The sequence below is a fragment of the Streptomyces sp. NPDC007095 genome, from assembly GCF_040634475.1.
Taxonomy (GTDB): Bacteria; Actinomycetota; Actinomycetes; order Streptomycetales; family Streptomycetaceae; genus Streptomyces.
Map to the genome: position 1 here is coordinate 34,465 of NZ_JBEYFS010000027.1, position 25,151 is coordinate 59,615.

The 25,151-nt window shown below is 70.7% G+C and carries 17 protein-coding genes and 1 other RNA gene; 10 read left to right on the forward strand and 8 right to left on the reverse strand.

The features are described 5' to 3' along the window. Nucleotides 1-149: 149 nt before the first annotated feature. The 6 genes from ABZ656_RS12210 to ABZ656_RS12235 all read right to left on the reverse strand — a co-directional run bounded on the left by ABZ656_RS12210 (nucleotide 150) and on the right by ABZ656_RS12235 (nucleotide 10,756). On the reverse strand, nucleotides 150-2,414 hold the full coding sequence (locus ABZ656_RS12210; RefSeq protein WP_101404869.1) for a bifunctional glycosyltransferase family 2 protein/CDP-glycerol:glycerophosphate glycerophosphotransferase: 2,265 nt from the start codon (nucleotides 2,412-2,414) through the stop codon (nucleotides 150-152). A 149-nt stretch (nucleotides 2,415-2,563) separates the two neighbouring features. Continuing rightward, on the reverse strand, nucleotides 2,564-3,472 hold the full coding sequence (locus ABZ656_RS12215; RefSeq protein WP_101404870.1) for a carbohydrate ABC transporter permease: 909 nt from the start codon (nucleotides 3,470-3,472) through the stop codon (nucleotides 2,564-2,566). Continuing rightward, entirely contained in the window at nucleotides 3,469-4,809 is a 1,341-nt protein-coding gene (locus tag ABZ656_RS12220; RefSeq protein WP_360267137.1) for a sugar ABC transporter permease, read from the reverse strand. The genes ABZ656_RS12215 and ABZ656_RS12220 overlap by 4 nt, the downstream gene beginning before the upstream one ends. Nucleotides 4,810-4,816: 7 nt before the next feature. Continuing rightward, on the reverse strand, nucleotides 4,817-6,250 hold the full coding sequence (locus ABZ656_RS12225) for an ABC transporter substrate-binding protein (RefSeq protein WP_101404872.1): 1,434 nt from the start codon (nucleotides 6,248-6,250) through the stop codon (nucleotides 4,817-4,819). A gap of 225 nt (nucleotides 6,251-6,475) precedes the next feature. Next, nucleotides 6,476-7,309: a 2-phosphosulfolactate phosphatase gene (locus ABZ656_RS12230; RefSeq protein WP_360267140.1), complete on the reverse strand. Its 834-nt coding sequence runs from the start codon at nucleotides 7,307-7,309 to the stop codon at nucleotides 6,476-6,478. 33 nt (nucleotides 7,310-7,342) lie between these two features. Next, the gene (locus tag ABZ656_RS12235; RefSeq protein ID WP_360267143.1) at nucleotides 7,343-10,756 is read right to left on the reverse strand and encodes an FHA domain-containing protein; all 3,414 of its coding nucleotides are present in this window, start codon (nucleotides 10,754-10,756) and stop codon (nucleotides 7,343-7,345) included. Nucleotides 10,757-11,234: 478 nt separating this feature from the next. Here ABZ656_RS12235 and ABZ656_RS12240 point away from each other — a divergent pair, with 478 nt between their 5' ends. From ABZ656_RS12240 to ABZ656_RS12255, 4 genes are all read left to right on the forward strand, one after another. Next, a complete protein-coding gene (locus ABZ656_RS12240) occupies nucleotides 11,235-13,013 on the forward strand; it encodes a serine/threonine-protein kinase (RefSeq protein WP_360267146.1) in 1,779 nt (592 codons plus the stop codon). Nucleotides 13,014-13,171: 158 nt separating this feature from the next. Continuing rightward, nucleotides 13,172-14,413, forward strand: coding sequence for a protein kinase (locus ABZ656_RS12245; protein ID WP_101404875.1), 1,242 nt, complete (start codon nucleotides 13,172-13,174; stop codon nucleotides 14,411-14,413). A 274-nt stretch (nucleotides 14,414-14,687) separates the two neighbouring features. Continuing rightward, entirely contained in the window at nucleotides 14,688-15,794 is a 1,107-nt protein-coding gene (gene prfB / locus ABZ656_RS12250; RefSeq protein WP_054229629.1) for a peptide chain release factor 2, read from the forward strand. 313 nt (nucleotides 15,795-16,107) lie between these two features. Then, nucleotides 16,108-16,725, forward strand: coding sequence for an LPXTG cell wall anchor domain-containing protein (locus ABZ656_RS12255; RefSeq protein ID WP_101404876.1), 618 nt, complete (start codon nucleotides 16,108-16,110; stop codon nucleotides 16,723-16,725). Between the two features lie 178 nt (nucleotides 16,726-16,903). Here the strand turns inward: ABZ656_RS12255 and ABZ656_RS12260 are convergent, their stop codons facing one another. Continuing rightward, nucleotides 16,904-17,095, reverse strand: coding sequence for a hypothetical protein (locus ABZ656_RS12260; RefSeq protein ID WP_095854342.1), 192 nt, complete (start codon nucleotides 17,093-17,095; stop codon nucleotides 16,904-16,906). Between the two features lie 391 nt (nucleotides 17,096-17,486). Here ABZ656_RS12260 and ftsE point away from each other — a divergent pair, with 391 nt between their 5' ends. From ftsE to ABZ656_RS12290, 6 genes are all read left to right on the forward strand, one after another. Further along, complete coding sequence (ftsE, locus tag ABZ656_RS12265) at nucleotides 17,487-18,176, forward strand: cell division ATP-binding protein FtsE (RefSeq protein ID WP_101404877.1); 690 nt, start codon at nucleotides 17,487-17,489, stop codon at nucleotides 18,174-18,176. A 31-nt stretch (nucleotides 18,177-18,207) separates the two neighbouring features. After that, on the forward strand, nucleotides 18,208-19,125 hold the full coding sequence (ftsX, locus tag ABZ656_RS12270; RefSeq protein WP_101404878.1) for a permease-like cell division protein FtsX: 918 nt from the start codon (nucleotides 18,208-18,210) through the stop codon (nucleotides 19,123-19,125). A gap of 67 nt (nucleotides 19,126-19,192) precedes the next feature. Beyond that, the gene (locus ABZ656_RS12275) at nucleotides 19,193-20,359 is read left to right on the forward strand and encodes a S41 family peptidase (protein ID WP_101404879.1); all 1,167 of its coding nucleotides are present in this window, start codon (nucleotides 19,193-19,195) and stop codon (nucleotides 20,357-20,359) included. Between the two features lie 68 nt (nucleotides 20,360-20,427). Further along, nucleotides 20,428-20,970 (forward strand): SsrA-binding protein SmpB, encoded by a 543-nt coding sequence (gene smpB / locus ABZ656_RS12280; protein ID WP_054229635.1) that lies wholly within the window; start codon nucleotides 20,428-20,430, stop codon nucleotides 20,968-20,970. Nucleotides 20,971-21,075: 105 nt separating this feature from the next. Further along, nucleotides 21,076-21,464: a transfer-messenger RNA gene (gene ssrA, locus ABZ656_RS12285) on the forward strand. A 390-nt stretch (nucleotides 21,465-21,854) separates the two neighbouring features. Next, the gene (locus ABZ656_RS12290) at nucleotides 21,855-22,211 is read left to right on the forward strand and encodes a hypothetical protein (RefSeq protein ID WP_101404880.1); all 357 of its coding nucleotides are present in this window, start codon (nucleotides 21,855-21,857) and stop codon (nucleotides 22,209-22,211) included. Between the two features lie 6 nt (nucleotides 22,212-22,217). Here ABZ656_RS12290 and ABZ656_RS12295 read toward each other — a convergent pair whose 3' ends face one another. Further along, entirely contained in the window at nucleotides 22,218-25,151 is a 2,934-nt protein-coding gene (locus tag ABZ656_RS12295; protein WP_360267154.1) for a glycoside hydrolase family 3 C-terminal domain-containing protein, read from the reverse strand.

Genomic DNA, 25,151 nt, shown 5'->3' on the forward strand with positions numbered 1-25,151 from the left:
TGCTCTTTCTCTGCTTACTTCTCTGGCTGCTTCTTGGGCTACTGCTGGGGTGCCGGTGGGTGTCGGCGCCCGGGCCGCCCGGCGGGGCGCCAGGTGACGGGTCGCGTCGGTGTGGGCCGGGAGGGGCTGGAGGGCATGCCTGCTCCGGTTCAGAGGGTCTCGGCGACGGTGACGGGGGTGGCGGGCGCGGGCACGGTGGCCAGGGGAGTCCGGGTGCGGGCGGCGGCTGACGGGACCGGGTGGCGCTGCGCGGGCGGCAGCACCCGCGGCAGCCCGGCGCTCTCGCCCAGCACGACATGGCGTACGACCCGCTCGGCGGCGCGCCCGTCCTCGTACGGGCAGAACCGCTCGCGGAACGCGGTCCGCAGCTGGGTCGAACGGGAACCGCGCCAGTGGCCGGTCGCGAAGATGTCGATCAGCTCGTCCTCGCTGCGCGCGACCGCTCCCGGCGGGAAGTCCCGCAGGTCGAAATAGGTGCCCCGGGAGGCCTGGTACGCCTCCCAGTCGTCCGCGTGGATCACGATCGGCCGGTCCAGGACCGCGTAGTCGAACATCAGGGAGGAGTAGTCGGTGACCAGCGCGTCCGAGGCCAGGCAGAGGTTCTCGATGCTCGGGTGGTCGGAGACGTCGATGAGCCGGGCCCCGGAGCGGGTGCTCAGCGCGGCGGCGTACGAGTGGTGGGCGCGGGTCAGGACGACGAACCGGGGGCCGAGCCGGCGCAGGACGCGCTCCAGGTCGAGGGCGAGGCGCTGGGTGCGGCGGTAGTCGCGGTAGGTCGGCGCGTACAGGACGGCGACCGTGCCCTCGGGAATGCCGAGGGACTGGCGCAGCCGGGTGACGTCCGTCGAGGTCGCCCGCTGGAACACGTCGTTGCGGGGGAGGCCGTACTCCAGCGTCGTGTACGCGGCGGGGAAGACGCGCTCCCAGATCAGGGTGGAGTGGCGGTTGCCCGACAGGCAGTAGTCCCACTTGTCGGCGCTGCGCAGCAGCTCGGCGAAGTCGGTGTCACGTGCTGCCGCCGGGCGGTCCTGGAGGTCGAGGCCCATGTACTTGAGCGGGGTGCCGTGCTGGGTCTGGATCATGATCTGGCCGGGGCGCTTGACCAGCCGGCGGTCGAAGTTGACGTTGTTGACGAGGTACTTGGAGCGGGCGAGCGCCGTCCAGTACGCCGTCGTACCGGGCCGCAGGCGGCGCGTCGAGGCCGGGATCGTGTGGTGGTGCTCGGGGTGCGCGATCCACGCCGTACGGATGTGCGGGGCGAGCTCGCGGAACGCGGACTCCAGGGCGCCCGGGTTGCAGCCGTGGCCGCGCCCCCAGTAGCTGGAGAAGACGGCGCGGTCGGCGCGCAGCGGCAGGCGGAGCTGGACGCGGTAGTGGAACTGGAGGGCGCCGCCGCGGACCTTGCGCAGCAGTCCCTTGACGCCGCGCAGGGCCTTCTTGTGGGTACTCGTGGCCAGGCCGAGCAGGCGGTACGTGCGGTGGTTGCCGAGCCGGACCAGGGCGTGCCGCAGGCGGGTGCGGGGGCGGACGGGGGCGCCCGGGGCGCGGTAACGGCGGTAGTGGCTGCGGGCCTTGCGCAGGAACTCGGCGCGGCTGCCGCGCGGCAGCCGCCCCCGCTTGGTGAAGACCGTGGAGAGGTGGTCGACCATGCGGCGGAACAGGACCGGACGCCAGCGTGCCAGCTCCGGGTGCGCGTCGAGATGCGCGAAGACACGGTCGTACTGCTCGAAGATGTCGAAGTGCTTGCGGCTGCTGGTGCCGAGGATGTTGCCCTGCCGGCGCTGGCGGTAGTGCACACAGACCCGGTCGAGGGTGGCGATCGTCTCGGCGGAGATCAGCGCCGGGTAGGTCCAGGGGGTGTCCTCGTAGTAGCCGGGCGGGAAGGACAGACCCTCGCGCTCGACGAACTCCCTGCGGTACGCCTTGTTCCACACCACCATCAGGACCCTGAGCAGCCCCGGCCGGTCGTCGAGCCGGAAGGGCGCGGGGCCTCGCTGGCTGAGCTGCTCTGCGAAGTGGTTGCGGACGACGTCCCCGTTCCAGTAGGTGCGCGCGTAGTCGTAGACGAGGACGTCCGGTTCGGCGGTCTCCTTCAGCCGGTCGGCGATCGCGCGCAGGGAGTCCGGGGTGAGGGTGTCGTCGCCGTCGAGGAAGACCAGGTAGTCGCCGGTGGCGTGTTCGAGCCCCGCGTTGCGGGCGCGGCCGAGGCCCACGTTCCCCGGCAGGCGGACGGGGCGGACCCGGGAGTCACGGGCGGCGAACTCGTCGATGATCGCGCCGCAGGCGTCGGGCGAGCAGTCGTCGACGGCGATCAGTTCGAGGTCCGGATAGGACTGCTCCAGCACGGATTCGAGGCATTCGTGCAGGTACGCCTGAACCTTGTACGCGGGGACGATGACACTGAACCTGGGCAAGGGACATCCATGGGTCGGCGCGGGCATACTGCCCGGCAACGGCCGAAGGAGTGACTTGGTTACGCCAGATGTGGCATACGGGGGATTCCGGGTGAACGCCGAGGGGCGAGCCGGTGTCCAGCTCGCCCCCGATGTGGTTATTTGTCCGGCTACTTCACCGCGCCCGCCATCACCCCGGACACGAACTGACGTTGGAACGCGAAGAACACGGCCAGCGGGATGACCATCGAGATGAAGGCGCCGGGCGCCAGCACGTCGATGTTGTTGCCGAACTGGCGTACCTGCGTCTGGAGTGCGACCGTGATCGGCTGGCTGCCCGAGTTGGAGAACACCAGCGCGACCAGCATGTCGTTCCACACCCACAGGAACTGGAAGATGCCGAGCGAGGCGATCGCGGGACCGCCGAGCGGCATCACGACCTGCAGGAACAGGCGCAGTTCACCCGCGCCGTCGAGCCGGGCCGCCTCCAGCAGCTCCCGGGGGATCTCCGCGAAGAAGTTCCGCAGCAGGAACACCGCGAAGGGCAGACCGAAGCCCACGTGGAAGAGGATCACCCCGAAGATCGTGCCGAAGATGCCGATCTTGCCGAAGAGCTCGGCGATCGGGATCAGCGCCACCTGCACGGGGACGACCAGCAGACCGACCACCGCCAGGAACCACCAGTCGCGGCCCGGGAACTCCATCCAGGCGAAGGCGTAGCCCGCGAGCGCGCCGATGACGACGACGAGGACGGTCGCCGGGACGGTGATCAGCACCGTGTTCCCCAGCGACCCGGTGATGTCGCCGTTCTCCAGGAGCTTCTGGTAACTGTCCACGGTGAGCTGGGAGGGCTCGCTGAAGACCTTCCACCAGCCGGACGCGCTCATGTCCTCCGGTGTGCGCAGCGAGGACAGCAGCAGCCCGATCGTCGGCACCAGCCAGAACAGGCCGACGAGGAGGAGGAAGACCCGGACGATCCCGCCGCTGACACCGCTCGCGAGCCGGGAGCCGAGCGACTGCCCGGCCTTGACGCCGGTGAGGGGCGCGGTCTTCGTCAGACCGCCGACCTGGGGGGTCATCGCCGTACCTCCCGTCGCAGACGACGCACGTTGAACCACACCACCGGGATCACGAGCAGCAGCAGGAACACGGCGATCGCGCTGGCGATGCCCGGCTGGTCCTCGGAGAAGCCCTTCCGGTACAGCTCCAGGGCCAGCACGTTCGCGTCGTCCTGGGACGAGCCGGGCGGGATGATGAAGACCAGGTCGAAGACCTTCAGCACGTTGATCATCAGCGTGACCAGGACGACGGCGAGGACGGGCGCGAGCAGTGGCACGGTGACCCTTCGGAACACCTGCCACTCGTTGGCCCCGTCCACCCGCGCCGCTTCGAGGAGTTCACGCGGCACGCCGGCGAGCCCCGCCGCGATGAGCACCATGGCGAAGCCGGCCCACATCCATACGTACGCTCCGATCACGGCCGGGGTGACGAGCGACGGGCCGAGCCAGTCGACGCCGTTGTACGGCTCGCGGAAGTTGCTCGCCGGGAGCCGGAGCTGAGCCCCGTCGGCATTGTCGGAGAGCGTGAAGGTGCCGTCCCCCCGCACCTTCGCCGAATCGACGACCTTGCCGTCCTTCACCGCCTCGATCTTCATCCCCGCGTAGCCGAGTTCGCCCGGGTCGACCTGGCCGAGCCTGCCGACGCCCTTGCCCCGGGTGAAGTCCTGCCAGGCGGTGCCGGTGACCTTGCCGGGCTCGGACGGTGCCTGTACGGCATTCTTCGCGCCGCTCGGCATCTTGTCCGGGGCGACCCCGACGAGCGGAAGGGTGACGGACTGCCCGGCGTGCACGGCCTGTTGGGTGAGGAACCCGCCCTTCTCCGGCCGGAGCGGCGACTGCCGTCCCGGGTGGGCGTTCGGGAACGCCGACGACTCGGCGAAGGTGTCGTGCACCCCCACCCAGACCGCGTTCGCGACCCCCTTGTTCGGGTCCTGGTCGTACACCAGCCGGAAGATGATCCCCGCGGCGAGCATCGAGATCGCCATCGGCATGAAGACGACCAGCTTGAACGCCGTGCCCCAGCGGACCCGTTCGGTGAGGACCGCGAAGACGAGACCGAGCGCGGTCGCGACGGTGGGCGCGAACACGACCCAGATGACGTTGTTCTTGAGGGCGGTACGGATGCCGTCGTCGGTGAACAGCGCCTTGTAGTTGTCGACCCCGGCGAAACCGTCGCCGGACTGGTTGAGGAAGCTGCGGATCAGCGAGTACCCGATCGGGTAGACCACGAGCGCGCCGAGCAGCACGAGACAGGGCAGCAGGAACAGCACCGCCACGGTCCTGCGCGTGCCGGTCACGCTCTTGCGCGTTCGGGCCGGAGGAACCGGTGAGGTTCCTCCGGCCGTTGCCGACGTCATCGCCGGATCAGCTTCCGCTGCCGTACGCCGCCGCCGCGTCCTTCTCCAGCGTCGCCTGGGTGCCGGCGACGTCGGTCGGGTTCTTCAGGAAGTCCTGGAGGTCCTTCCACTCACCCTTGCCGGGCGTGCCGCCGAAGGCCTGCGGGGCCTGGTCGGACATGTCGAAGCGGAAGTCGTCGCCCGACGCGATCAGGGACTTGGCGATCTTCTGCTGCACCGCGTTCGGGTACGCCGAGTTCGGCACGTTCTTGTTGGGGGAGAGGTAGCCGCCCAGCTTCGCCTGGATCGTCGCCGCGTCCGGGGAGGCCAGGAAGGTGGCCAGTGCCTGCGCCGCCTTGGAGTCCTTCAGGATGACGGCCGCGTCGCCGCCGGACACCACGGGCGCCGCGCTGCCCACGGCCGGGAACGGGAACACCTTCGCGTCCGTGCCCACCTTGGCCTTGGTCTCGCCGATGTTGACCTGTGCGAAGTCGCCCTCGAAGACCATGCCCGCCTTGGGCTGGTCGCCGCCGGTGAAGGTCTGGGTGACCGAGTTGGGGAACTCCGTCTGCAGGGCGCCGTTCGCGCCGCCCGCCACGTAGTTCTTCTTGCCCCAGATCCCGGCGAGGGTGGTGAGGGCCTGCTTGACGGACGGATCCGTCCACTTGATCTTGTGCTGGCTCAGCTGGTCGTACTTCTCCGGGCCCGCCTGGGAGAGATACACGTTCTCGAACCAGTCGGTGAGGGTCCAGCCGTCGGCGCCGCCGACGGAGAACGGGGTGACACCGGAGTCGTAGACCGTCTGCGCGGTGGTCAGCAGCTCCTGCCAGGTCTTGGGCTCCTTCGCGCCCGCGTTCTCGAAGACCTTGGCGTTGTACCAGATCAGCGACTTGTTGGCGGCCTTGTAGTACACGCCGTACTGCTTGCCGCCCACCTTGCCGATGTCCTGCCAGCCCTGCGAGTAGTTCTTGGCGAGTTCGGCCACGGCCTCGGGGCCGAGGGGTTTGGCCCACTTCTTGTCGACGGCCTGTTTGATGGCGCCGGGCTGCGGGAGCAGCGCGACGTCCGGCGGCTGGCCGCCCGCGATCTTCGAACCGAGGAAGTTGATGATCGGGTCCTGGGCCGCCACGAAGGTCACCTTCGCGCCGGTGCGCTTCTCGAACTCCGCGAGGACCGTCTTGAAGTTCTTCTGCTCCTCGCCGGTCCAGACGGCGGCGACTTCGAGGCTCTCGCCGTTGAGCTTGGGGAGGGTGACGGTGTCGCCGCTCGCACTGGCACTGCTCGTACCGCCGTTTTCCTTCTTGTCCTTGCTGCCACCACCACACGCGGTGAGGGCGAGCGCGACGACGACGGCGGCTGCGGCGGCCTGTGCGGCCCTGGGTGACCTGCGGTTCTGTGCGGCTCTGCGTGACCTGTGCGTCGAGTGACTGGCCGACCTGTGTGTACGAAGAGCTCTGTGCATCACTGCCCCGTTCTCGTTCCTCGTCGAACGTCCGGCGCTGTCCCGTGCGCTCTGGTCTACGCCCGGGGCATCGAGGGCGGCAAGAGCGCCTGCGCTGTCAAGTGGGTGATCGTGATTGGGTCGTGACGTGGGCGGCTGTGCGAACGCGGTGCGGACTCTGTGCGGCGCAGGCGCTCCGGCGGTGAAAGTGGCGCAAGGAGGAGTCGAAAGCCGGGTGACGGCGGGTCAGGCGGGCGGAGTGAGGTGGACGGGGCCGGTGTGGACAGCGCCGTCGAAGGGGCTGCCGTCGGTGCGGGTGCCCGCGGTGAAGGCGCCGTCGGTGAGAACGGGCACGGTCGTACTCGCGTCCGCCTCGACCGCGATCGCCACGTCGTCGGCGAAGCCGCTCCGGGCCAGTTCCAGGGCGGAGGAACAGGCGGCCACGGCGCCGGCCGCGTCGGGGGTCCCGGTGTAGGCGGTCCGTGCGGCGGCGGCCTCGGGCGACAGCGGTCCGGCGCCGCCCGTCGCCAGGAGCGCGGCGATGACCGCTCCGGCCCCCATCAGGTCCTCCAGCCCGGGCCGCAGGCTGCCGTCCGGCCAGCGCTCGCCCGCGGCGATCACGGCGAGGGGCCGTTCCAGGGTTCCGTAGCCATGGAGCGTCAGCCATCGGCCGACGGCCGACGCGTTGCGCAGACAGCCCGCGACCACGGTCGATCCGCCCGCCGCCGCGGCGATGGCGGATCCGTTCGGCGAGGGGAGGACGAGCCGGGGGGTGAACGGGGCCCGCCGGAGCGCGGCGGGGGACAGCGACCAGGGAGAGGCCGGGGTGACCGCCCGCCGTCCGACGGCCAGTTCCGCGGCGTTGTCCCTGGCGAAGACGGACGCCGTCTCGTCCCGCCAGGCATAGGGGTGGACCCGGGTCCCCGCCTCGACGGCGACGTTCACGGACGTGGTGAACGACAAAACGTCCACCACCACGAGACAACCGACCCCATCCGCGACCCGCTCCGCCCCACCGGCCCCCCACTCGAACCGGACCCCGTACTCCCGCTGCAGATACCAGTCACTCACGTCACTCATGACGGCCGAGTGTGGCGTACGTCCGTCGAAGACCTACAGCAACGACGGCATCTCCACCGCGGCCACCGACCTCGCCGCCCGCTCCAGCGCGCTGGCCAGCAGGGCCAGGTCCGTGGGGCCGTTGCCGAGTTCGCGGACGGGGCGGCGGGCCGGGGGGTCGCCCATGCGGTGCCATTCGAGGGGGACGACCGTGGGGCGGAGGGTGGCCGTGCGGGGGATGCGGCCCGTGACCCGGCCGGCCTGGAAGGGCGTGAGTCGACCGTCGGGAGTGGACAGGCGGCCCCGGCCGGGGGCGGGTTCGTCCGCACCGGGGGACACCGGGTCGAGGGAGATACGGAGCGAGGCGGCGCGGCCCAGTTCGGTGGTCGCCGTGCGGCCGTCGTCCGCGGCGGCCGCCACCAGGTGCACACCGAGGCGGTCACCCTCGCGGGCGACGGCCTCCAGAGCCCGTACGACCGAACCGGCCGCCGGCCGTCCCGGGGAACCCAGCGCGGGGGAGAGCAGTGCGTCCAGGTCGTCGATGATGACGACGAGACGGGCCAACGGGGGGCCCGGATCCGTCCGTTCGCGGGCAGCCGCCGGGCGCAGCCGCAGGGTCGAACTGGGGGGCGCGTCGAGATCCGCGGCGCCGGAGGCGGGGGGAGAGGCCGGGCCGGGCTTCGCTCCCGGGGTGGGTTTGGGCGTGCGCTGGGCGACCATCCGGCCCGACACCTCGCCGCGCGTGTGCCACTCCGCGAAGCCGAGCCGGCCCAGGAGCTCGGCCCGCCGCTTCAGCTCGGCGCTGAGCGACTGGGCGAACTCCCGCATCCTTACGGGGTCGTTGGCGGTGAGGTGGGTGGTGACATGGGGCAGATCCGTACAGACCCGCAGCCCCTCCGCTCCTTGGCCCGCGCCGTGGCCCCCGGTGCTGTCCCGACCGTCCATCAGCACGATCCCGAGCCGGTCGGGGCGCTCCGCGGCGGCCAGGGACGCGGCGATAGCGCGGAGCAGCTCCGTGCGACCGCTGCCGGGCGGGCCCTCGATCAGCAGGTGCGGGCCCTCGGCGGGGAGGTCCACGGCGACCGGGCCGCGCGGCCCGGCGCCGAGGACGGCCCGGCCGCGGCCGCCGAGCGCCTCCGTGTCGTCCGCCGCGTCCGCCCAACGGGCCATGAGCGACGCAGGGGTGGCCCGGGCCAGTCCCAACTCGTCCAGGAGACGGGCCGCTTGAGGGAGCGGCGCGGACACGCGCGCGTGGCGGTCGGCGTGCGCCCCGTCCGTACGGAGGGGGGCGAGAGCGCGTGCGAAACGCTCCGCCCACGCCGGTGACACCGCGTCCACCGCGGCGACCGTGCCGTGCCCCACGGGCCCGTCGGATCCCACCCGCATCAGCCGCAACGCCGTCGCCACGTCCCCGCTGAGCAGCGCGACCGCTCCGCACTCCCGGAACGCCGGTGACGCCTCGCAGGCCGCCTCGTACGTCTCCGTCACCGGGGACGCGGGCGACGCGGACACGGTCTCGGCCAGACACACCACATGTATGCCTGCCCGCGCGCCCTCGTGCGTCAGCCGCAGCACCGCCTCCCGAACGTCGGCGCCTCCGGGGTCCCCGTCCACGACGAGCACGGTGAACGGCCCCTCGAAGTCCCGGTCCGCGCCTGTCGGGTCCTCGTCGCGGGCCCAGGTCGGGCGCCGTGCGCCGCCCCGCGCGTCCACGGGGACGCGATCGCCCTTGTCGTACGCACGCCGGGCGCCGCCCGTTTCCGTCAGCAGGTCCTCCAGGCGGCGCACGAGCTCGTCCGTGCGGGCCGTCGCCTGTTCACGGTCGTAGGCGAGGAGGAGACGGCAGTCCTGGCCGTGGGTGGGGCGCAGATGCGGGAGCCAGCCGAGCCAGGACCACTCGGCGGTGCGCTCCTCCACCGTGCGGGAGCGGTCCGCGCTGATCAGGACGATGTCGAGGGCGTCGGGGGAGTGCAGCGCGGCGAGCTGGGCGATCACCGAGCGGGCCAGCCCGGCCAGCCGCGCCCGCGGCCCCGCCAGGCCCAGTGAGCCGACCTCCCGCAGGCCCGCGGTCACCGGCACCGCCGGTACCAGCCCCGAACCGTCGGGCGCCGCCCGGTCCGCCGTGCCCAGCCGCACCGTCAGCGTCTCCGGGTGGCCCGGGCCGCGCTCCCACAGCCGGGGCCCCGGACCCAGCGCGGTGAGCAGCAGCGTCGCGGGATCGGGCCAGCTCTCCGGGGCCTGCGTGGGCAGGAAGGCCGCCGGGAACTCCGCCGCCCCGTCATCCCCGTCCGTGTCGTACGGATCCCCCGGTCCGGTGCCCGGCAGCTCGCCCCGGCCGCCGGCCAGCCGACGCGCCCACGCGCCGAACCCGCCCCGCTTGCGCACGCCGGGCGGTACGTCGGTGCCCCGCGTGGGGGTGCCTTTACGGGTGCCCGGCTCGGGGCCGGCCGCGGCTCGGGGTGTGGCTCCGCCCGCCGACGTGTCGGGGCCGGACGGCTGCGCGGGCCTGCTCTCGATCCGGGGCGCCCGGCCCTGCTCCGGCACGACCGGGCCGTGCTCCTGCGCTCCGGGGACGCCACCCGCGGCTCCCCACTCCGCAGATCCGAAGCCGTGATGTGTGTCACCGACGGGCGGCACGGGCAGCGCGCCGGCACCGGAGGCACCCCCCACGCGCGCGTGGGGCACGACAGGAGCGGAAGGACCGGAGGGGGCAGCGGGAGCGGTGGAGGACGACGCGGGGCCGGGGCCGGGGCCGGTGGGCGGCTTCGGGCGGGTGGCCGTACCGGTCGGGGTGGTGACCCTGACGTGGCCCTCCCCGTCGGGTGTCGTGCCCACCGGATCCGCGCCACCGGGCGGAGCCAGTCGCAGGGCGGACTCGCCGACGCGCAGGAGCGCGCCCTGCCCGAAGCGGACCGGGCGGGTGCCGACGGGGGTGCCGTCCAGCGTCGTGCCGTTCGTGGAGCCCAGGTCGGCGACCGAGACGCGGCCCTCGGGAGTGACCGTGACCGCGCAGTGCAGGCGGGAGACGTCGGGGTCGTCCAACGGGACGTCCGCGTCGGCGGAGCGGCCGATGTCGATCCGGCCGCCGTGCAGCAGATGGACGCCGCCCGCGTCGGGGCCCGCGACGACATGGAGCCGGGCCGCGACCCCGTCCACGTCGGGACCGGGTTCGGCGGGGGAGCCCAGGGACAGCACGGCGCCGTCCGTCAGGGGCGGCTCGCCCAGCGTGCAGCGCTGGCCGTCGAGGCGCTCGGCGCCCGCGTACAGCACGACGGGACCTCCGCCGAGCTCGCGACCGCGGTCGTGCTGGCCCGCGCCCTCACCGCCGACCGCCGAGGCCAGACCCGCCGCCACCGCTGCCAACGCCGTCCCGGCGGGAGCGGTGACCAGCACATCGCAGGCCGCGGCTCGCCCCCGCGGCTCCGAGGGCGAGCCAAGCGGGTCTACGACGGTCAGCCGGATCTGCATCGCCGCCAGCGGTCCCTTCCGCGCAGGCACCCGCGAGGAGAGCGAGGCTGTGCCGCGGTCCCCCCACCGCAGATTCCCCCACCGCACACGGGCACGTCGGCCAGTACTGAAGGCATCCTCGCACCTGTCACTGACAACACGCCCGCCACCCACCGGCAAGTGATCTTGATTGGTCGGCTCTGCCCGCAAAAGTGCCTGACCAGTGCCCGACCGGTGCCCGCTTGAGATCGGTCACGTCGCCCCCGCGGGCGCCGTTCGGCAACCAACAGCCGAATGCGAGCGTCTTTCCATCGAACATGAACGGGAACGCGTACGTAAGCGCTTATGCGAAGCACAGGCGCTTATGGGAAGCAGTGGAAAGCACAGGAAGACGACAGTCCGGTGCCAGGTGTCTCGGCACTACAGTGGGGCGGAAACCGCCGCAGCACGTTGACGACGGCGGACGGACCAGGCAAGCAAGCAACAGGGAGCGCATGACGTGCGGCCGGTAGGGAGCAAGTACCTCCTTGAGGAGCCGCTTGGGCGCGGCGCCACAGGCACCGTCTGGCGAGCCCGCCAGAGGGAGACCGCGGGCGCCGAGGCGGCCGTCGCCGGCCAGCCCGGCGAAACCGTGGCGATCAAGGTCCTCAAGGAAGAGCTCGCCAACGACGCGGACATCGTGATGCGGTTCCTCCGGGAGCGCTCCGTCCTGCTGCGCCTGACCCACCCGAACATCGTGCGGGTACGGGACCTCGTCGTCGAGGGCGACCTGCTCGCCCTGGTCATGGACCTGGTCGACGGCCCCGACCTCCACCGCTACCTGCGCGAGAACGGCCCGTTCTCGCCCGTCGCCGCCGCCCTGCTCACCGCCCAGGTCGCCGACGCGCTCGCCGCCAGCCACGCCGACGGCGTCGTGCACCGCGACCTGAAGCCCGCGAACGTCCTGCTCAAGCAGGACGGCGGCCAGATGCACCCGATGCTCACCGACTTCGGCATCGCCCGGCTCGCCGACTCCCCGGGCCTCACCCGGACCCATGAGTTCGTCGGCACGCCCGCGTATGTCGCGCCGGAGTCCGCCGAGGGACGCCCGCAGACGTCCGCCGTCGACATCTACGGCGCGGGCATCCTGCTGTACGAGCTGGTCACCGGGCGTCCCCCGTTCGCCGGCGAGTCCGCCCTCGAAGTGCTGCACCAGCATCTGAGCGCCGAGCCGCGCCGCCCCTCCACGGTCCCGGACCCCCTGTGGACCGTCATAGAGCGCTGCCTGCGCAAGAACCCGGACGAGCGGCCCAGCGCCGAGAACCTCGCCCGCGGGCTGCGCACCGTCGCCCAGGGCATCGGTGTGCACGCCAACTCCGCGCAGATCGCCGCCGCGGAGGGTGTGGGCGCGCTGCTCGCCCCCGACCCGGCGCCGGCCGCGGTGCCGGGCGTACCCGGTGCGGCCGACCCCACGCAGGTGCTGCCGCACGGCGCCCCGGGGGCGTACGACCCGAACGGCGCGACCAGTGTCCTGCCGCACACCGGAGCCCCCGGCATGCCCGGTGCCGCCGACCCCACCGCCGTACTGCCGCACCGCGGCGCGGCCGACCCGACCGCCGTCATGCCGCCGGTGCCCCAGCACCAGCCGGGCGGACAGCCGGGACAGCCCGGGCAGCCGGGGCAGGGCGAGGACCCGCACCCCTGGCAGAACCAGCTGCGCGCGGCCCGGGACCGCAACGAGCAGACCCAGGTCCAGTACCTCGACCCCGACCAGGACCCGCTGCGCCGCCGTCCCCAGCGACAGGTCGCGCGGCCCCAGCAACAGCAGCGCCCGCCGCAGGGCCAGCAGCCGCCGCCGGGATACGGGTATCAGCAGCAGCAACAGCCGCAGCAGTACGCGCCCCAGCAGCCACAGCAGTACGCGCCCCAGCAGCAACAGCCACAGCGCCAGCAGCGCCGCCAGCGGCAGCAGCAGCCGCAGGGGTACGCCCCCGCGCCCCAGCAGCAGCCGCAGCCTCAGCGGTACGCGCCCCCGCCGCAGCAGCCCGAGGCGCCGGCGCCCCGGCAGTCGCGCGAGCCGCGGCAGCGCAGCGCCAACCCGATGAAGATCCCGGGACTCGGCTGCCTCAAGGGCTGCCTGTTCACGATCGTCATCCTGTTCGTCGCCGGCTGGCTGGTCTGGGAGTTCAGCCCGCTCCAGCATTGGATCGGGACGACCAAGGGGTACTGGGGTGTGCTGAAGGACGGGTTCAACACCGCCACCAAGTGGATCGGGGATCTCGGCGGTTCCGGTAATTAGCTCCCGCCGATTCCCTTTTGATTCCCGGTGAATCACTCGCGGTTCCCTCGCGACTCTGGGGATTTGTCGACATCTGACGGGTGATTTCCGTCTCCGGAGTGAAGGTTGGCTCTTCGGACGCGTACTTTTAGCGGCAACACGCGTCAGTAGGAGCAGTCTTGGCACGGAAGATCGGCAGCCGGTACACCGCCCACCAGATTCTGGGGCGGGGCAGCGCCGGCACGGTGTGGCTCGGCGAGGGACCTGAGGGGCCCGTCGCCATCAAGCTGCTGCGCGAGGACCTCGCGTCCGACCAGGAGCTGGTGGGCCGCTTCGTACAGGAGCGCACGGCTCTGCTCGGGCTCGATCACCCGCATGTCGTGGCGGTACGGGACCTCGTCGTCGACGGCAATGACCTCGCGCTCGTCATGGACCTCGTGCGGGGCACGGATCTGCGCACCCGGCTCGACCGGGAACGGCGGCTGGCGCCCGAGGCCGCGGTCGCGATCGTGGCCGACGTCGCGGACGGGCTGGCGGCGGCGCACGCGGCCGGGGTCGTGCACCGGGACGTGAAGCCGGAGAACGTGCTGCTGGACATGCAGGGTCCGCTGGGCCCGGGGGGCTCGCACCCCGCGCTGCTCACGGACTTCGGTGTGGCCAAACTCATCGACTCGCCGCGGCGGACCCGGGCCACGAAGATCATCGGCACGCCGGACTATCTCGCCCCCGAGATCATCGAGGGGCTGCCGCCGCGGGCCGCCGTCGACATCTACGCCTTGGCGACGGTGCTGTACGAGCTCCTCGCCGGGTTCACGCCCTTCGGGGGCGGGCATCCCGGTGCGGTACTGCGGCGGCACGTGACGGAGACCGTCGTACCGCTCCCCGGTATCCCCGAGGAGCTGTGGCAGCTGCTCGTGCAGTGCCTGGCCAAGGCGCCGGCGTCGCGGTTGCGGGCGTCCGAGCTGGGGGCGCGGCTGCGGGAGCAGCTGCCCTTGCTGGCGGGGATGCCGCCGCTGGACGTCGACGAACCGGACGGGGAGTCGGCGGAGGACGCCCCCGAGGCGGGCGAGACGGCGGAACCGACGGCGCCGGCCTCGCGGGCGCGGCGGGGGGCCGTGCCGTTGGTACCGGGGGCTGCGCCGGACTCCAACCGGGACACGCATACGTCGATGCGGGTGCCGGGGCCGGACGAGCTGGCGGGTGGGGCGCGCGGTACGGCTCGGGTGCCGCGGGCTGCGGGGGCGCCTCGGCCGGGGTCGGCTCGGCACCGGGCGTCGGCGCGGCGGCGTCGGATCACGTTGGGGGTGGCGGGGGCCGTTCTCGTCGCCGCGGTGGGGGTCGGTACGTGGCTGGCCACGTCGGGTGACGACGCGGGGGCGACGCCGCACGACACGAAGAACTCGGCCCCGGCCTCCCCCTAGCCCTCACTCCGACCCGGGCTCCGCCCCGGACCCCGGGCTGTTCGTCTGCCTGCGGGTGGGGGTTGATCGCGCAGTTTCCCGCGCCCCTGGAGGCTGGGGCTTCGTCCCGAGCCGCGGCTGGTGGTTGTTTGGCTGCGGGGCGGTGGGGGTTGATCGCGCAGTTCCCCGCGCCCGTGAAGGGGCGGGGCTTCGCCCCGAGTCCCGGGGAGGGCTTGCGCCGCCCCTCGTCGGACGAGGGGCAAGCCTCGCTTGCGGCAGCCGTTACGCTGGAGGCGTGGCAGTCGTCGATGTATCCGAAGAGCTCAAGTCCCTCTCCTCGACCATGGAGTCGATCGAGGCCGTCCTGGACCTCGACAAGCTGAGGGCAGATGTCGCCGTGCTCGAGGAGCAGGCGGCCGCGCCGTCCCTGTGGGACGACCCCGACGAGGCGCAGAAGATCACCAGCAAGCTGAGCCACCTCCAGGCGGAGGTCAGGAAGGCCGAGGCGCTGCGCGGGCGTATCGACGATCTGAGCGTGCTCTTCGAGATGGCCGAGGAGGAGGACGACCCGGACACCCGTGCCGAGGCCGAGTCCGAGCTCGTCGCCGTCAAGAAGGCGCTGGACGAGATGGAAGTGCGGACGCTGCTCTCCGGGGAGTACGACTCCCGTGAGGCCGTCGTCACCATCCGTGCCGAGGCCGGCGGCGTCGACGCCTCCGACTTCGCCGAGAAGCTCCAGCGCATGTACCTGCGCTGGGCCGAGCGCCACGGATACAAGACCGAGCTCTACGAGACCTCGTACGCGGAAGAGGCGGGCATCAAGTCCACCACCTTCGCCGTCCACGTCCCGTACGCGTACGGAACGCTGTCCGTGGAGCAGGGCACCCACCGCCTCGTGCGCATCTCGCCGTTCGACAACCAGGGGCGCCGCCAGACGTCCTTCGCGGGTGTCGAGATCCTGCCCGTCGTCGAGCAGACCGATCACATCGAGATCGACGAGTCCGAGCTGCGCGTCGACGTGTACCGGTCGTCCGGCCCCGGCGGCCAGGGCGTCAACACCACCGACTCCGCGGTGCGCCTCACCCACCTCCCCACCGGAATCGTCGTCTCCTGCCAGAACGAGCGGTCGCAGATCCAGAACAAGGCGAGCGCGATGAACGTGCTCCAGGCCAAGCTGCTCGAGCGGCGCCGCCAGGAGGAGCAGGCCAAGATGAACGCCCTGAAGGGCGACGGCGGCAACTCCTGGGGAAACCAGATGCGTTCGTACGTCCTGCACCCCTACCAGATGGTCAAGGATCTGCGGACCGAGTTCGAAGTCGGTAACCCCGAGGCCGTTTTCGGCGGGGAGATCGACGGATTCATCGAGGCCGGAATTCGCTGGCGCAAGCAGCAGGAGAAGTAGTTCGAGGTATCAACATCACCTCGATGCCTCTTTGTCGACAAGGCAACTGCCGCCCATCGGGCGGCAGTTGCCTTTTGTGTGGGGGAATTCTGGGTTTTACGTCACAGTCACATGTCCGCACGGCAGGCAAATGTCGCTGATCCGGACATCGCGTACGCAACGACCTTGACGTTGCTGTGGAAACTGGGAATGGTAGCGCGTGGCATGCGTATCTCCGGGGCGCATGTGAACCGGGGGGCTGAGCGAGCCACCTGTGACGCCGTGGCCCCGGGCGCTGCTCCATTGACGATCAGCTACTGGGGGTAGCAAGCAAATGACCAAGAAGACGCGGATCCGCGTGGCACGCATAGCAGCCGGTGTGGTGATCGCCGCCGGTGCTTCGCTGACTGCCGCGGGTGCCGCTTCGGCTCTCGACATCAACGTCGGTGTCACGGTCGACGGAGACCCGAGCGCCACCCCGACCGAGACCGGCATTCCCAGCGACCCGGCCACCCCGACCGACCCGACGACGGACCCGGGCACGCCGACGGACCCGGGTACGCCCACCATCCCGAGCACGCCGACCGACCCGGCCACGCCCACCACCACGCCGCCGACGGACGAGCCCACCGACCCCACCGAGAACCCCACCGAGCCCACCGACCCGACGGACAGCCCGACGGACGGTTCCGGCACCGGCACCGGTGGCAATGACAGCAACCCCGACGGCGGCTCCAAGCCCGTCGAGCAGGGCAAGGGTTCCTCCGGTCTGACCGACACCGGCGCGAACACCTCGTCCGACACCTCCGCCCAGGGCAAGAAGGGGCAGCTGGCCGAGACGGGTGCCGCCGAGACCACGTTCCTGCTGGTCGGTGCCGCCACGATGATCGCGGGCGGTATCGGCTTCCGTCTGCTGCCGCGCCTCGTGAACGGCCGCGGCGCCGCTGCCTGACGCAGCTGATCGCAGCACAAGAGGGGCCCGGAGCAGCTTGCTCCGGGCCCCTCTCGCGTCAGGAACATCAAGGATGCTTCAAAAGGTGACCACAACGGACAGTGACCGCCTCGGACGGCGACCGCCATGGCGAGCGCCTCAGATGGTGACTGTGGTCACACCGCCGCTCTCACGAGACTCATACCGTCTGGTGCGCCAGCAGTGCCACCGCCGCGATCAGCACGGCGAGCAGCGCGATCAGCGCCATCGGGTTCAGCCCCGCGAAGGGGCTCTCCTGCTGCAACCGCTCCCGGTTCGCGCGGCAGACCGGGCAGCGGCCCTCGCTGACGGGCGCCGCGCAGTTCGCGCACACCAATCGGTCGTACGTCATGCGCTTGCCCTCCTTGCGCCGTCCTCCGCCGTTTACATAACGCTGCAGGGAACGCAACCGTTCCCCTTCCACTGTGCCAGGTTCCGCTGGAAACGGCGCGGCTCGCCTTATCCTGCCCTGTGCTCCACGGGTTAGGCGGGGAAACGGGCGCTTCCGGAGGGGGGCCGGCGTCGGGATCGCGGCCGCCGACCGGTGGGGGCCGGGCGCGCGGCTCCCCGCGCCCCTACGGGGTGCCCGTACAAAGGCCCGTACAAAAGGGCCGTGCAAAAGACCTGTACAAAAACGCACAAGCCCCGCACAACCGCCGCGCAACCCTGACCGGCGACTGCGCTCGTGCACCCGGTTCGCGTATGGTCACGCTCACCTACCCCCGGCGACCCGTGGTGCATCCGTGATCCGATTCGACAGTGTCTCCAAGGTCTACCCCAAGCAGACCCGACCCGCTCTCAGGGATGTCTCCCTGGAGGTCGAGCGTGGTGAGTTCGTGTTCCTCGTGGGATCCTCCGGCTCCGGAAAGTCCACCTTCCTGCGGCTGATCCTCCGCGAGGAGCGGACCAGCCAAGGCCAGGTGCACGTCCTGGGCAAGGACCTCGCGCGCCTCTCCAACTGGAAGGTGCCGCAGATGCGCCGCCAGCTGGGAACCGTGTTCCAGGACTTCCGCCTGCTGCCGAACAAGACGGTCTCCGAGAACGTCGCCTTCGCGCAGGAGGTCATCGGCAAGTCCCGCGGCGAGATCCGCAAGTCCGTGCCCCAGGTGCTCGACCTCGTCGGGCTCGGCGGCAAGGAGGACCGGATGCCCGGGGAGCTGTCCGGTGGTGAGCAGCAGCGTGTGGCCATCGCGAGAGCCTTCGTGAACCGGCCCAAGCTCCTCATCGCGGACGAGCCGACCGGCAACCTCGACCCGCAGACCTCCGTCGGCATCATGAAGCTGCTCGACCGCATCAACCGGACGGGCACCACCGTGCTGATGGCGACGCACGACCAGAACATCGTGGACCAGATGCGCAAGCGCGTCATCGAGCTGGAGCAGGGCCGCCTCGTCCGCGACCAGGCGCGCGGCGTCTACGGCTACCAGCACTGACGACGGTCCACGGAAAGGCTTAGCAGACGCCATGCGCGCCCAGTTCGTTCTGTCGGAGATCGGTGTCGGTCTCCGTCGCAATCTGACGATGACCTTCGCGGTCGTCGTCTCGGTCGCCCTCTCCCTCGCCCTGTTCGGCGGTTCGCTGCTGATGAGCGACCAGGTGAGCACCATGAAGGGCTACTGGTACGACAAGGTCAACGTCTCGATCTTCCTCTGCAACAAGAGTGACGCGGAGTCCGATCCCCACTGCGCCAAGGGGGCCGTGACCACCGAGCAGAAGGACCAGATCCTCAGCGACCTCAAGAAGATGACCGTCGTCGAGAAGGTCTCGTACGAGTCGTCGGACCAGGCGTACAAGCACTACAAGGAGCAGTTCGGCGACTCCCCGCTGGCCAGCTCCCTCACGCCGGACCAGATGCAGGAGTCGTACCGCATCAAGCTGAAGGACCCGCAGAAGTACCAGGTCATCGCGACCGCCTTCGACGGCCGTGACGGCGTGCAGTCGGTGCAGGACCAGAAGGGCATCCTGGACAACCTCTTCGGGCTGCTCAACGGCATGAACTGGGCCGCGCGCGCGGTCATGGCGATGATGCTCGTCGTCGCCCTGATGCTGATCGTCAACACGGTGCGCGTCTCGGCGTTCAGCCGGCGCAGGGAAACCGGCATCATGCGGCTCGTGGGCGCCTCCGGGTTCTACATCCAGGCGCCGTTCATCATGGAGGCCGCGGTCGCCGGACTGATCGGCGGAGGTGTCGCCTGCGGATTCCTCTTGGTCGCGCGGTACTTCATCATCGATCACGGCCTCGCGCTGTCCCAGAAGCTGAATCTGATCAACTTCATCGGCTGGGACGCCGTGCTCACCAAGCTGCCGCTCATCCTCGCGACGAGTCTGCTGATGCCCGCGCTTGCGGCGTTCTTCGCGTTGCGCAAGTACCTGAAGGTGTGACGCATGCCAAGGGGGCCGTACTGCCAACCGGCGGTACGGCCCTTTGCGTTGTCCTAGACTCACCGCCATGTCAGGCCGAGACCTGTTCTGCCAGCCCCGCCGCGCAGGCCGCGGGGCCGCCCTGACATTGCTTTTCGCGAGTGTCCTCGTCGCGGGGGCCGCGACCGGGTCCTTCGGTGATCCCGACCGGAAAACCCCGCCTCCTTCGGCGCGTTCGACCTCGGCGGCCCACCGCGAGACGGTCACCGACGCCGCCGCCGAGGCGATGGCCGACGGCAAGTCCCCCATGGAGGCCGCAGAGCGGGCCGTCAGCCGCAGCGGGGACCGCTGGGGCGCCGTCTACTCCCAGGGCGAGTACGAGGAGTTCGAGGAGGCCCTCGACGGCCAGTACACGGGCGTGGGGCTGTGGGCCCGGCGCGAGCGTGACGGCCGTATCGAGGTGACCCGGGTGCAGAGCGGCTCGCCCGCTGCCGCCGCCGGGATCCGCACGGGCGACCGGCTGCGCAGCGTCGACGGCGAGAAGGTGGACGGCCGGCCGGTCACCGAGGTCGTCTCGTTACTGCGCGGGGACGCGGACGACGCCGCCGCCGGTACGAAGGTCTCCCTCGGGCTGGAGCGCGGCACACGCGCGTGGAGCGAGACGCTGCGCCGGGCGAGGCTGTCCACGGACTCCCTGACCGTCCACAAGCTTCCCGGCGGCGTCACCGTGATCAAGGTCGCCGCCTTCACCAAGGGCGTCGGTGACGCCGTACGGAACGCCGTCGAGCAGACGCCCGAGCACGCCGGGATCGTCCTCGACCTGCGTGGCAACTCCGGCGGACTGGTCACCGAGGCCGTCACCGCCGCCTCCGCCTTCCTCGACGGCGGCCTCGTCGCCACCTACGACGTCAACGGCGCGCAGCGCTCCCTGCACGCCGACCCCGGCGGTGACACCATCAGACCCCTGGTCGCGCTCGTCGACGGCGGCACGATGAGCGCGGCCGAACTGCTCACCGGGGCCCTCCAGGACCGCGGCCGCGCGGTCGTCGTGGGCTCCAGGACCTTCGGCAAGGGCTCGATCCAGATGCCGAGCCGGCTGCCGGACGGTTCCGTCGCCGAGCTGACCGTCGGCCACTACCGCACCCCCGCCGGGCACGCCGTCGACGGGCGGGGCATCACCCCCGACCTGGAGGTGGACGAGGAGGCCCTGGAGCGGGCGGAGACCGTACTGAGCGGTCTCGGCGACCCTTCGTAGTCGCCGGCTCGGTGCTCTTGTAATCGGCTTTCCCCCGGACCCCCCTGTAGTGCGAAAATGGCAGCACTATGAGTAAGGGAATGTACGTACCGAAGGAGTCCCAGCCCAAGCAGGGCGGAGGGGCCGCGAAGGCCAAGGACGGCAAGCGCAAGATCGTCGCGCAGAACAAGAAGGCACGGCACGACTACGCGATCATCGACACCTACGAGGCCGGGCTCGTCCTCACCGGCACCGAGGTGAAGTCGCTGCGTCAGGGACGCGCCTCGCTGACCGACGGCTTCGTCCAGATCGACGGGAACGAGGCGTGGCTGCACAACGCCCACATTCCCGAGTACAGCCAGGGCACCTGGACCAACCACACGGTGCGCCGCAAGCGCAAGCTGCTCCTGCACCGCGAGGAGATCGACAAGCTGGCGTCGAAGTCGGAGGAGACGGGTCACACGATCGTGCCCCTCGCCCTGTACTTCAAGGACGGCCGGGCCAAGGCCGAGATCGCGCTCGCCCGCGGTAAGAAGGAGTACGACAAGCGGCAGACCCTGCGCGAGAAGCAGGACCGCCGGGAGTCGGACCGCGCGATCGCGGCGGCGAAGCGGAAGCAGCGGGGCGAGTAGCCACGGGGAATACGGTGGCATCGACGTGCGTTGGTCACGTACGATGGGATCTGCACCTCACGGCGGGTGCGCAACCCTCCTCGGAGGGGCTTGAAAAAACAACATGGGGATGATCGGTTTCGACAGCGGCTGTCGAAGCAGGGGAAGCGTGTCGAGGAAGCGACAATGATCTCGTTAACCATATGTCGCAACCAATAATCGCCAATTCCAAGAGCGATTCCCAGTCCTTCGCCCTCGCTGCCTAATAAGCAATGAGTGAAGGACCCTTAATGGGTGTCAGCCCGGGGGTGTTCCCGACCCGGACCCTGGCATAATCTAGGGAACTAAACCATCGAGCCCGGTCACGGGGTTCGATGGGAAATCAAACAGTGGCTGGGCCCGTCGGCGACTTGTTCGCGTGATCACCGGGGCCGAGAAAATCGCAGCGAACTGCACACGGAGAAGCCCTGATTCTGCACCGGTGGACGCGGGTTCGATTCCCGCCATCTCCACGATCAGGAGGTCCTCCCGGACCTCCGTCCCATGTGGGCAAAGGCCCCGTCGCTTTCGAGCGGTGGGGCCTTTGTCATGCCCGGCGACCGACACGCCGACCCCGCCGGGCCCTGGTTCGGCGCCACCACCAGCCCGGGGTTCGCGCTCGCGGACGTGACCGTGGCGTATGCGGACGTGACCGTGGCAGATAAGGAGGAGAGATCCAGTGGAGCGCTTCACCGCATTCGATTTCGGTGCCTCGTGGGTGACGCGGCGGCCGTCCTCCTGGAGGACACGCTCCGGCTGCTGCGGTCCGCACTGCCCGACGCCGCGGTCACCGCCCTGTGGGCCGGCGCCTCGGACAGGCCGGGGAGTACCGACGGCCGGGACTGGCTTCGGCTGATCGCGGACGTGTGCCGGGAGCGGCTGAGGGAGGCCGCCCCCGCGTACACACCCGTTGTGGGGCCGCCCGCACCGAACTCGCCGACACGGTGCTGCGGGAAGTCCGGGAGACGGCGCCCGCGGTGGCGGACAAGGTCGTCAGCCCCCACTGGCATCCTGTTCCCGCCACGGACGTCATGGACGCGCTGGAACACGTGGTCACCCGGATCGATCCCGATCTCGGGTTCCGCTTGTTCCTCCGCGTCCTGAACACGCTGTCCGTGCCACTCACACAGAAGCAGTACGACCGGTACAAGGTGATCGGCGAGCGCTTCGGGTACGGCGAGTATCACGTCTCCGACGTGGATCACCTGATCGAGGCCGGCTGACCCGCCTCAGCGCAGGGTGAACGTGGACAGCCGCACACCCCCGCTCAGCACCAGGTACACGCCCGTACGGCCCTTCGTCGCGCGGGTGAGGGCGGTGGTCACCGTCGTGTAGTCGTACGGGGATGCCGTGCCGTCCGTACGAGCGGTGCCGACGAGCGGGCCGGTCGGCGAGCCCAGCCGGACCTCGACCGTGCCGGACGAACCGGCGACGCGTGCGCTGAACTCGGACGCACCAGAACCCAGTTGGGCGTCCGCGAACTTCAGCCAGGCCCTGTCGGCCGTCGCGCCCACCGCCGTCCCGCGCGCCTTCGACTCGTCGACCAGGCGGACGGAACCGGGCGAGTAGTCGTCGAAGTTCTCGGCGCGCGTCACCTTCGTGAGGTCCCGGGGCGGGATCGTCTCGCCCCGCACCGTCCATGACGTCCGGGAGCGGATGTCCGAGGACGAGGCGCCGACCAGGACGTCGTACGTGCCGTTCTCCACCACCCACTTCGAGCGGGTGACGTCCCAGTGCGCGAGGTCCTTCGCACGGACCTTCAGCCGGACGGTCTTCGTCTCGCCCGGCTCCAGGGACACCCTCGCGTACGCCTTCAGCTGCTTCAGGGGCTGCTTGTCCCTCGATGTCCGCTGGTGGGTGTAGAGCTGTACGACCTCGTCGCCCGCCCGCTTGCCCGTGTTCGTGACCGTCACCTCGTAGCCGCCGGAGACGTGCTTCAGCGTGCCGTAGCGGAACGTCGTGTACGACAGGCCGTAGCCGAACGGGTAGAGCGGCTGCCCCTGGAAGTACTGGTAGGTGCGGTCGGACTTGATGATGTCGTAGTCGAGGATCGAGGGGAGGTCCGATGTCGACCGGTACCAGGTCTGGGTGAGGCGGCCCGCCGGGTTCGTGGCGCCGTAGAGGACGTCGGCGAGCGCGTTGCCCGTCTCCTGGCCCGCGTGGGTGGTCCACAGGAGGGCCGGGACCTCCTTCTGGAGGGCGCCGAGGGTGGTCGGGTAGCTGTTCTCCACGATCACGACCGTCTTCGGGTTGGCTGCGCGCACCGCCCTGACCAGGGACTCCTGTGACGGGGCCAGGCCCATGTCCGTACGGTCGTGGTTCTCCCGGCCGTTGATCGACGGCATCGAGCCGACCACCACGACCGCCGTGTCCTTGCCCTTCACCGCGGCAACCGCCTCGTCCACACCGCTGCGGACGACGTCCTTGGAGTAGTGGGCGGCCCCCGACTTCTCGACCAGGCCCAGGGTGCCGTCGGGGCCCGTCGGGCCGAGGTAGACCGGGTTCGACCACCAGGACTCGGTGGTCTCGTATCCGGCGTACCTGAGCAGGTACGTGCCGTCGTCCTGCTGCTCCAGCTTGAACTGCTGCTGGACGTACCAACCGTTGGGCTGGACCTGGTCGTTGACGAAGTTCGACCAGTTGTAGCCGACGTACTTGCCGTTGGCGGCCGAGCGCAGGGTCACGATGCCGGAGCCCCAGTCGAACGCGTCGAACTGGGCCGCCACCCCTGTCTCGGTGCTCTCCTTCAGGGCTCCACCGGCCTGAGACGCCCCCGCCGTCACGTACTTCCCCGTCGCCGTGTCCTTCAGCGCGATGCGGTCGACGCCCTCGCTGCTCCCCACCGGGGTACCCAGCTTCGTGGCGATGCCGTCGGCGGGTGTGACCGCGTACGGCAGTGTGCCCGAGTACCAGTCCGTATAGAGGGTGTCGGCGAGCGGTCCGACCACGGCCACTTTCTTCGCCGAGGTCTTCAGGGGCAGTACGCCGTCGTTCTTGAGCAGGACCGCGCTCTCCGCCGCCGCCTCGCGGGCCAGTTTCCGGTGGGCCGGACTGTTGATGACCGACTGGTCGATCGAGCCGTACCTGCCGCTGTTCGGGTCGAACTCGCCGAGCCGGACGCGGACGGCGAGGATGTGGGAGACGGCCGTGTCGACGTCCGACTCCTTCAACAGGCCCGTACTCAAAGCCGACTTGACGGCCGTGGTCGTCGGGGTCGAGTCGCCGTTGTTGTCCGTGAAGCTGTCGATGCCCGCCTTGAGCGCCGCCGCGTCGCCCTCGGCGAGGGTGCCGTAGTAGTTCTGGGTGCCGGGGAGCAGGTTGCCCGGGGCGAAGGCGTCGGTGACGTTCAGGAGATCTCGGGAGGTCCAGGTCCGCACGACGTCGTCCAGGTCCGGGTTCACCGTGTCGGGGCGGCCGTTGACCAGGTTGTACGACGCCATCACTCCCGTCGTCGCGTCCGCCGCCACCGCCGGTTTGAAGGCCGCCTCGTCATACTCGTGCTGGACGCGTGGGCGCAGGTCGGAGGACGTGGTCGCGCGGTTCACCTCGTTGTTGTTGGCGAGGTAGTGCTTGAGGGTGGGGGCCGTCTTCAGGTGGTCGGGGTCGCCGCCCGTCAGGCCCTCGCCGTACGCCGTGGAGATCGAACCGGTGAGGTAGGGGTCCTCGGAGTAGCCCTCCTCGTTGCGTCCCCAGCGCGGGTCGCGCAGCAGGTTGACCACGGGCGCCCACAGGTTGAGGCCCCAGCCGTCGGGGCGATCCTGCTGGAAGCCGCGCGCCTCGTCGCCGACCGCCGAGCCGACCTGCTGGATCAGTGCCGGGTCCCAGGTGGAGGCGAGGCCGACCGCCTGGGGGAAGACGGTCGCCTTGCCGAGCCAGGCGACGCCGTGCAGGGCCTCGGTGCCGGTGCGGAAGGACTGGATGCCGAGGCGGGGGATCGCGGGCTCGTACTGGTGGAGGAGGGAGACCTTCTCGTCGAGGGTCAGCCTCCCGAGCAGGTCGTTCACTCGTTCGGTGACGGGGAGGCGGGGGTTGCGGAAGGCGTACGCGGGGTCGTCCGCCCCCGCCGGAACGGTGGCTGTCAGACCGGCGGTCAGCGCGAGCGCCAGGACGAGGGAGGCCCGCTGTCTTCTCCTGCTTCCTCTGCTTCTCTTGCCTTTCCTCAT

What these genes read in the sequence shown, in the direction of transcription:
- ABZ656_RS12255 (WP_101404876.1), top strand. Translation starts at nt 16,108, where the DNA reads ATGACCAAGAAGACGCGGATCCGCGTGGCACGCATAGCAGCCGGTGTG.
- ABZ656_RS12225 (WP_101404872.1), bottom strand. Translation starts at nt 6,250, where the DNA reads ATGCACAGAGCTCTTCGTACACACAGGTCGGCCAGTCACTCGACGCAC.
- ABZ656_RS12275 (WP_101404879.1), top strand. Translation starts at nt 19,193, where the DNA reads ATGTCAGGCCGAGACCTGTTCTGCCAGCCCCGCCGCGCAGGCCGCGGG.
- smpB (WP_054229635.1), top strand. Translation starts at nt 20,428, where the DNA reads ATGAGTAAGGGAATGTACGTACCGAAGGAGTCCCAGCCCAAGCAGGGC.
- ABZ656_RS12295 (WP_360267154.1), bottom strand. Translation starts at nt 25,151, where the DNA reads ATGAGGAAAGGCAAGAGAAGCAGAGGAAGCAGGAGAAGACAGCGGGCC.
- ABZ656_RS12230 (WP_360267140.1), bottom strand. Translation starts at nt 7,309, where the DNA reads ATGAGTGACGTGAGTGACTGGTATCTGCAGCGGGAGTACGGGGTCCGG.
- ABZ656_RS12220 (WP_360267137.1), bottom strand. Translation starts at nt 4,809, where the DNA reads ATGACGTCGGCAACGGCCGGAGGAACCTCACCGGTTCCTCCGGCCCGA.
- ABZ656_RS12260 (WP_095854342.1), bottom strand. Translation starts at nt 17,095, where the DNA reads ATGACGTACGACCGATTGGTGTGCGCGAACTGCGCGGCGCCCGTCAGC.
- ABZ656_RS12215 (WP_101404870.1), bottom strand. Translation starts at nt 3,472, where the DNA reads ATGACCCCCCAGGTCGGCGGTCTGACGAAGACCGCGCCCCTCACCGGC.
- ftsX (WP_101404878.1), top strand. Translation starts at nt 18,208, where the DNA reads ATGCGCGCCCAGTTCGTTCTGTCGGAGATCGGTGTCGGTCTCCGTCGC.
- ABZ656_RS12235 (WP_360267143.1), bottom strand. Translation starts at nt 10,756, where the DNA reads ATGCAGATCCGGCTGACCGTCGTAGACCCGCTTGGCTCGCCCTCGGAG.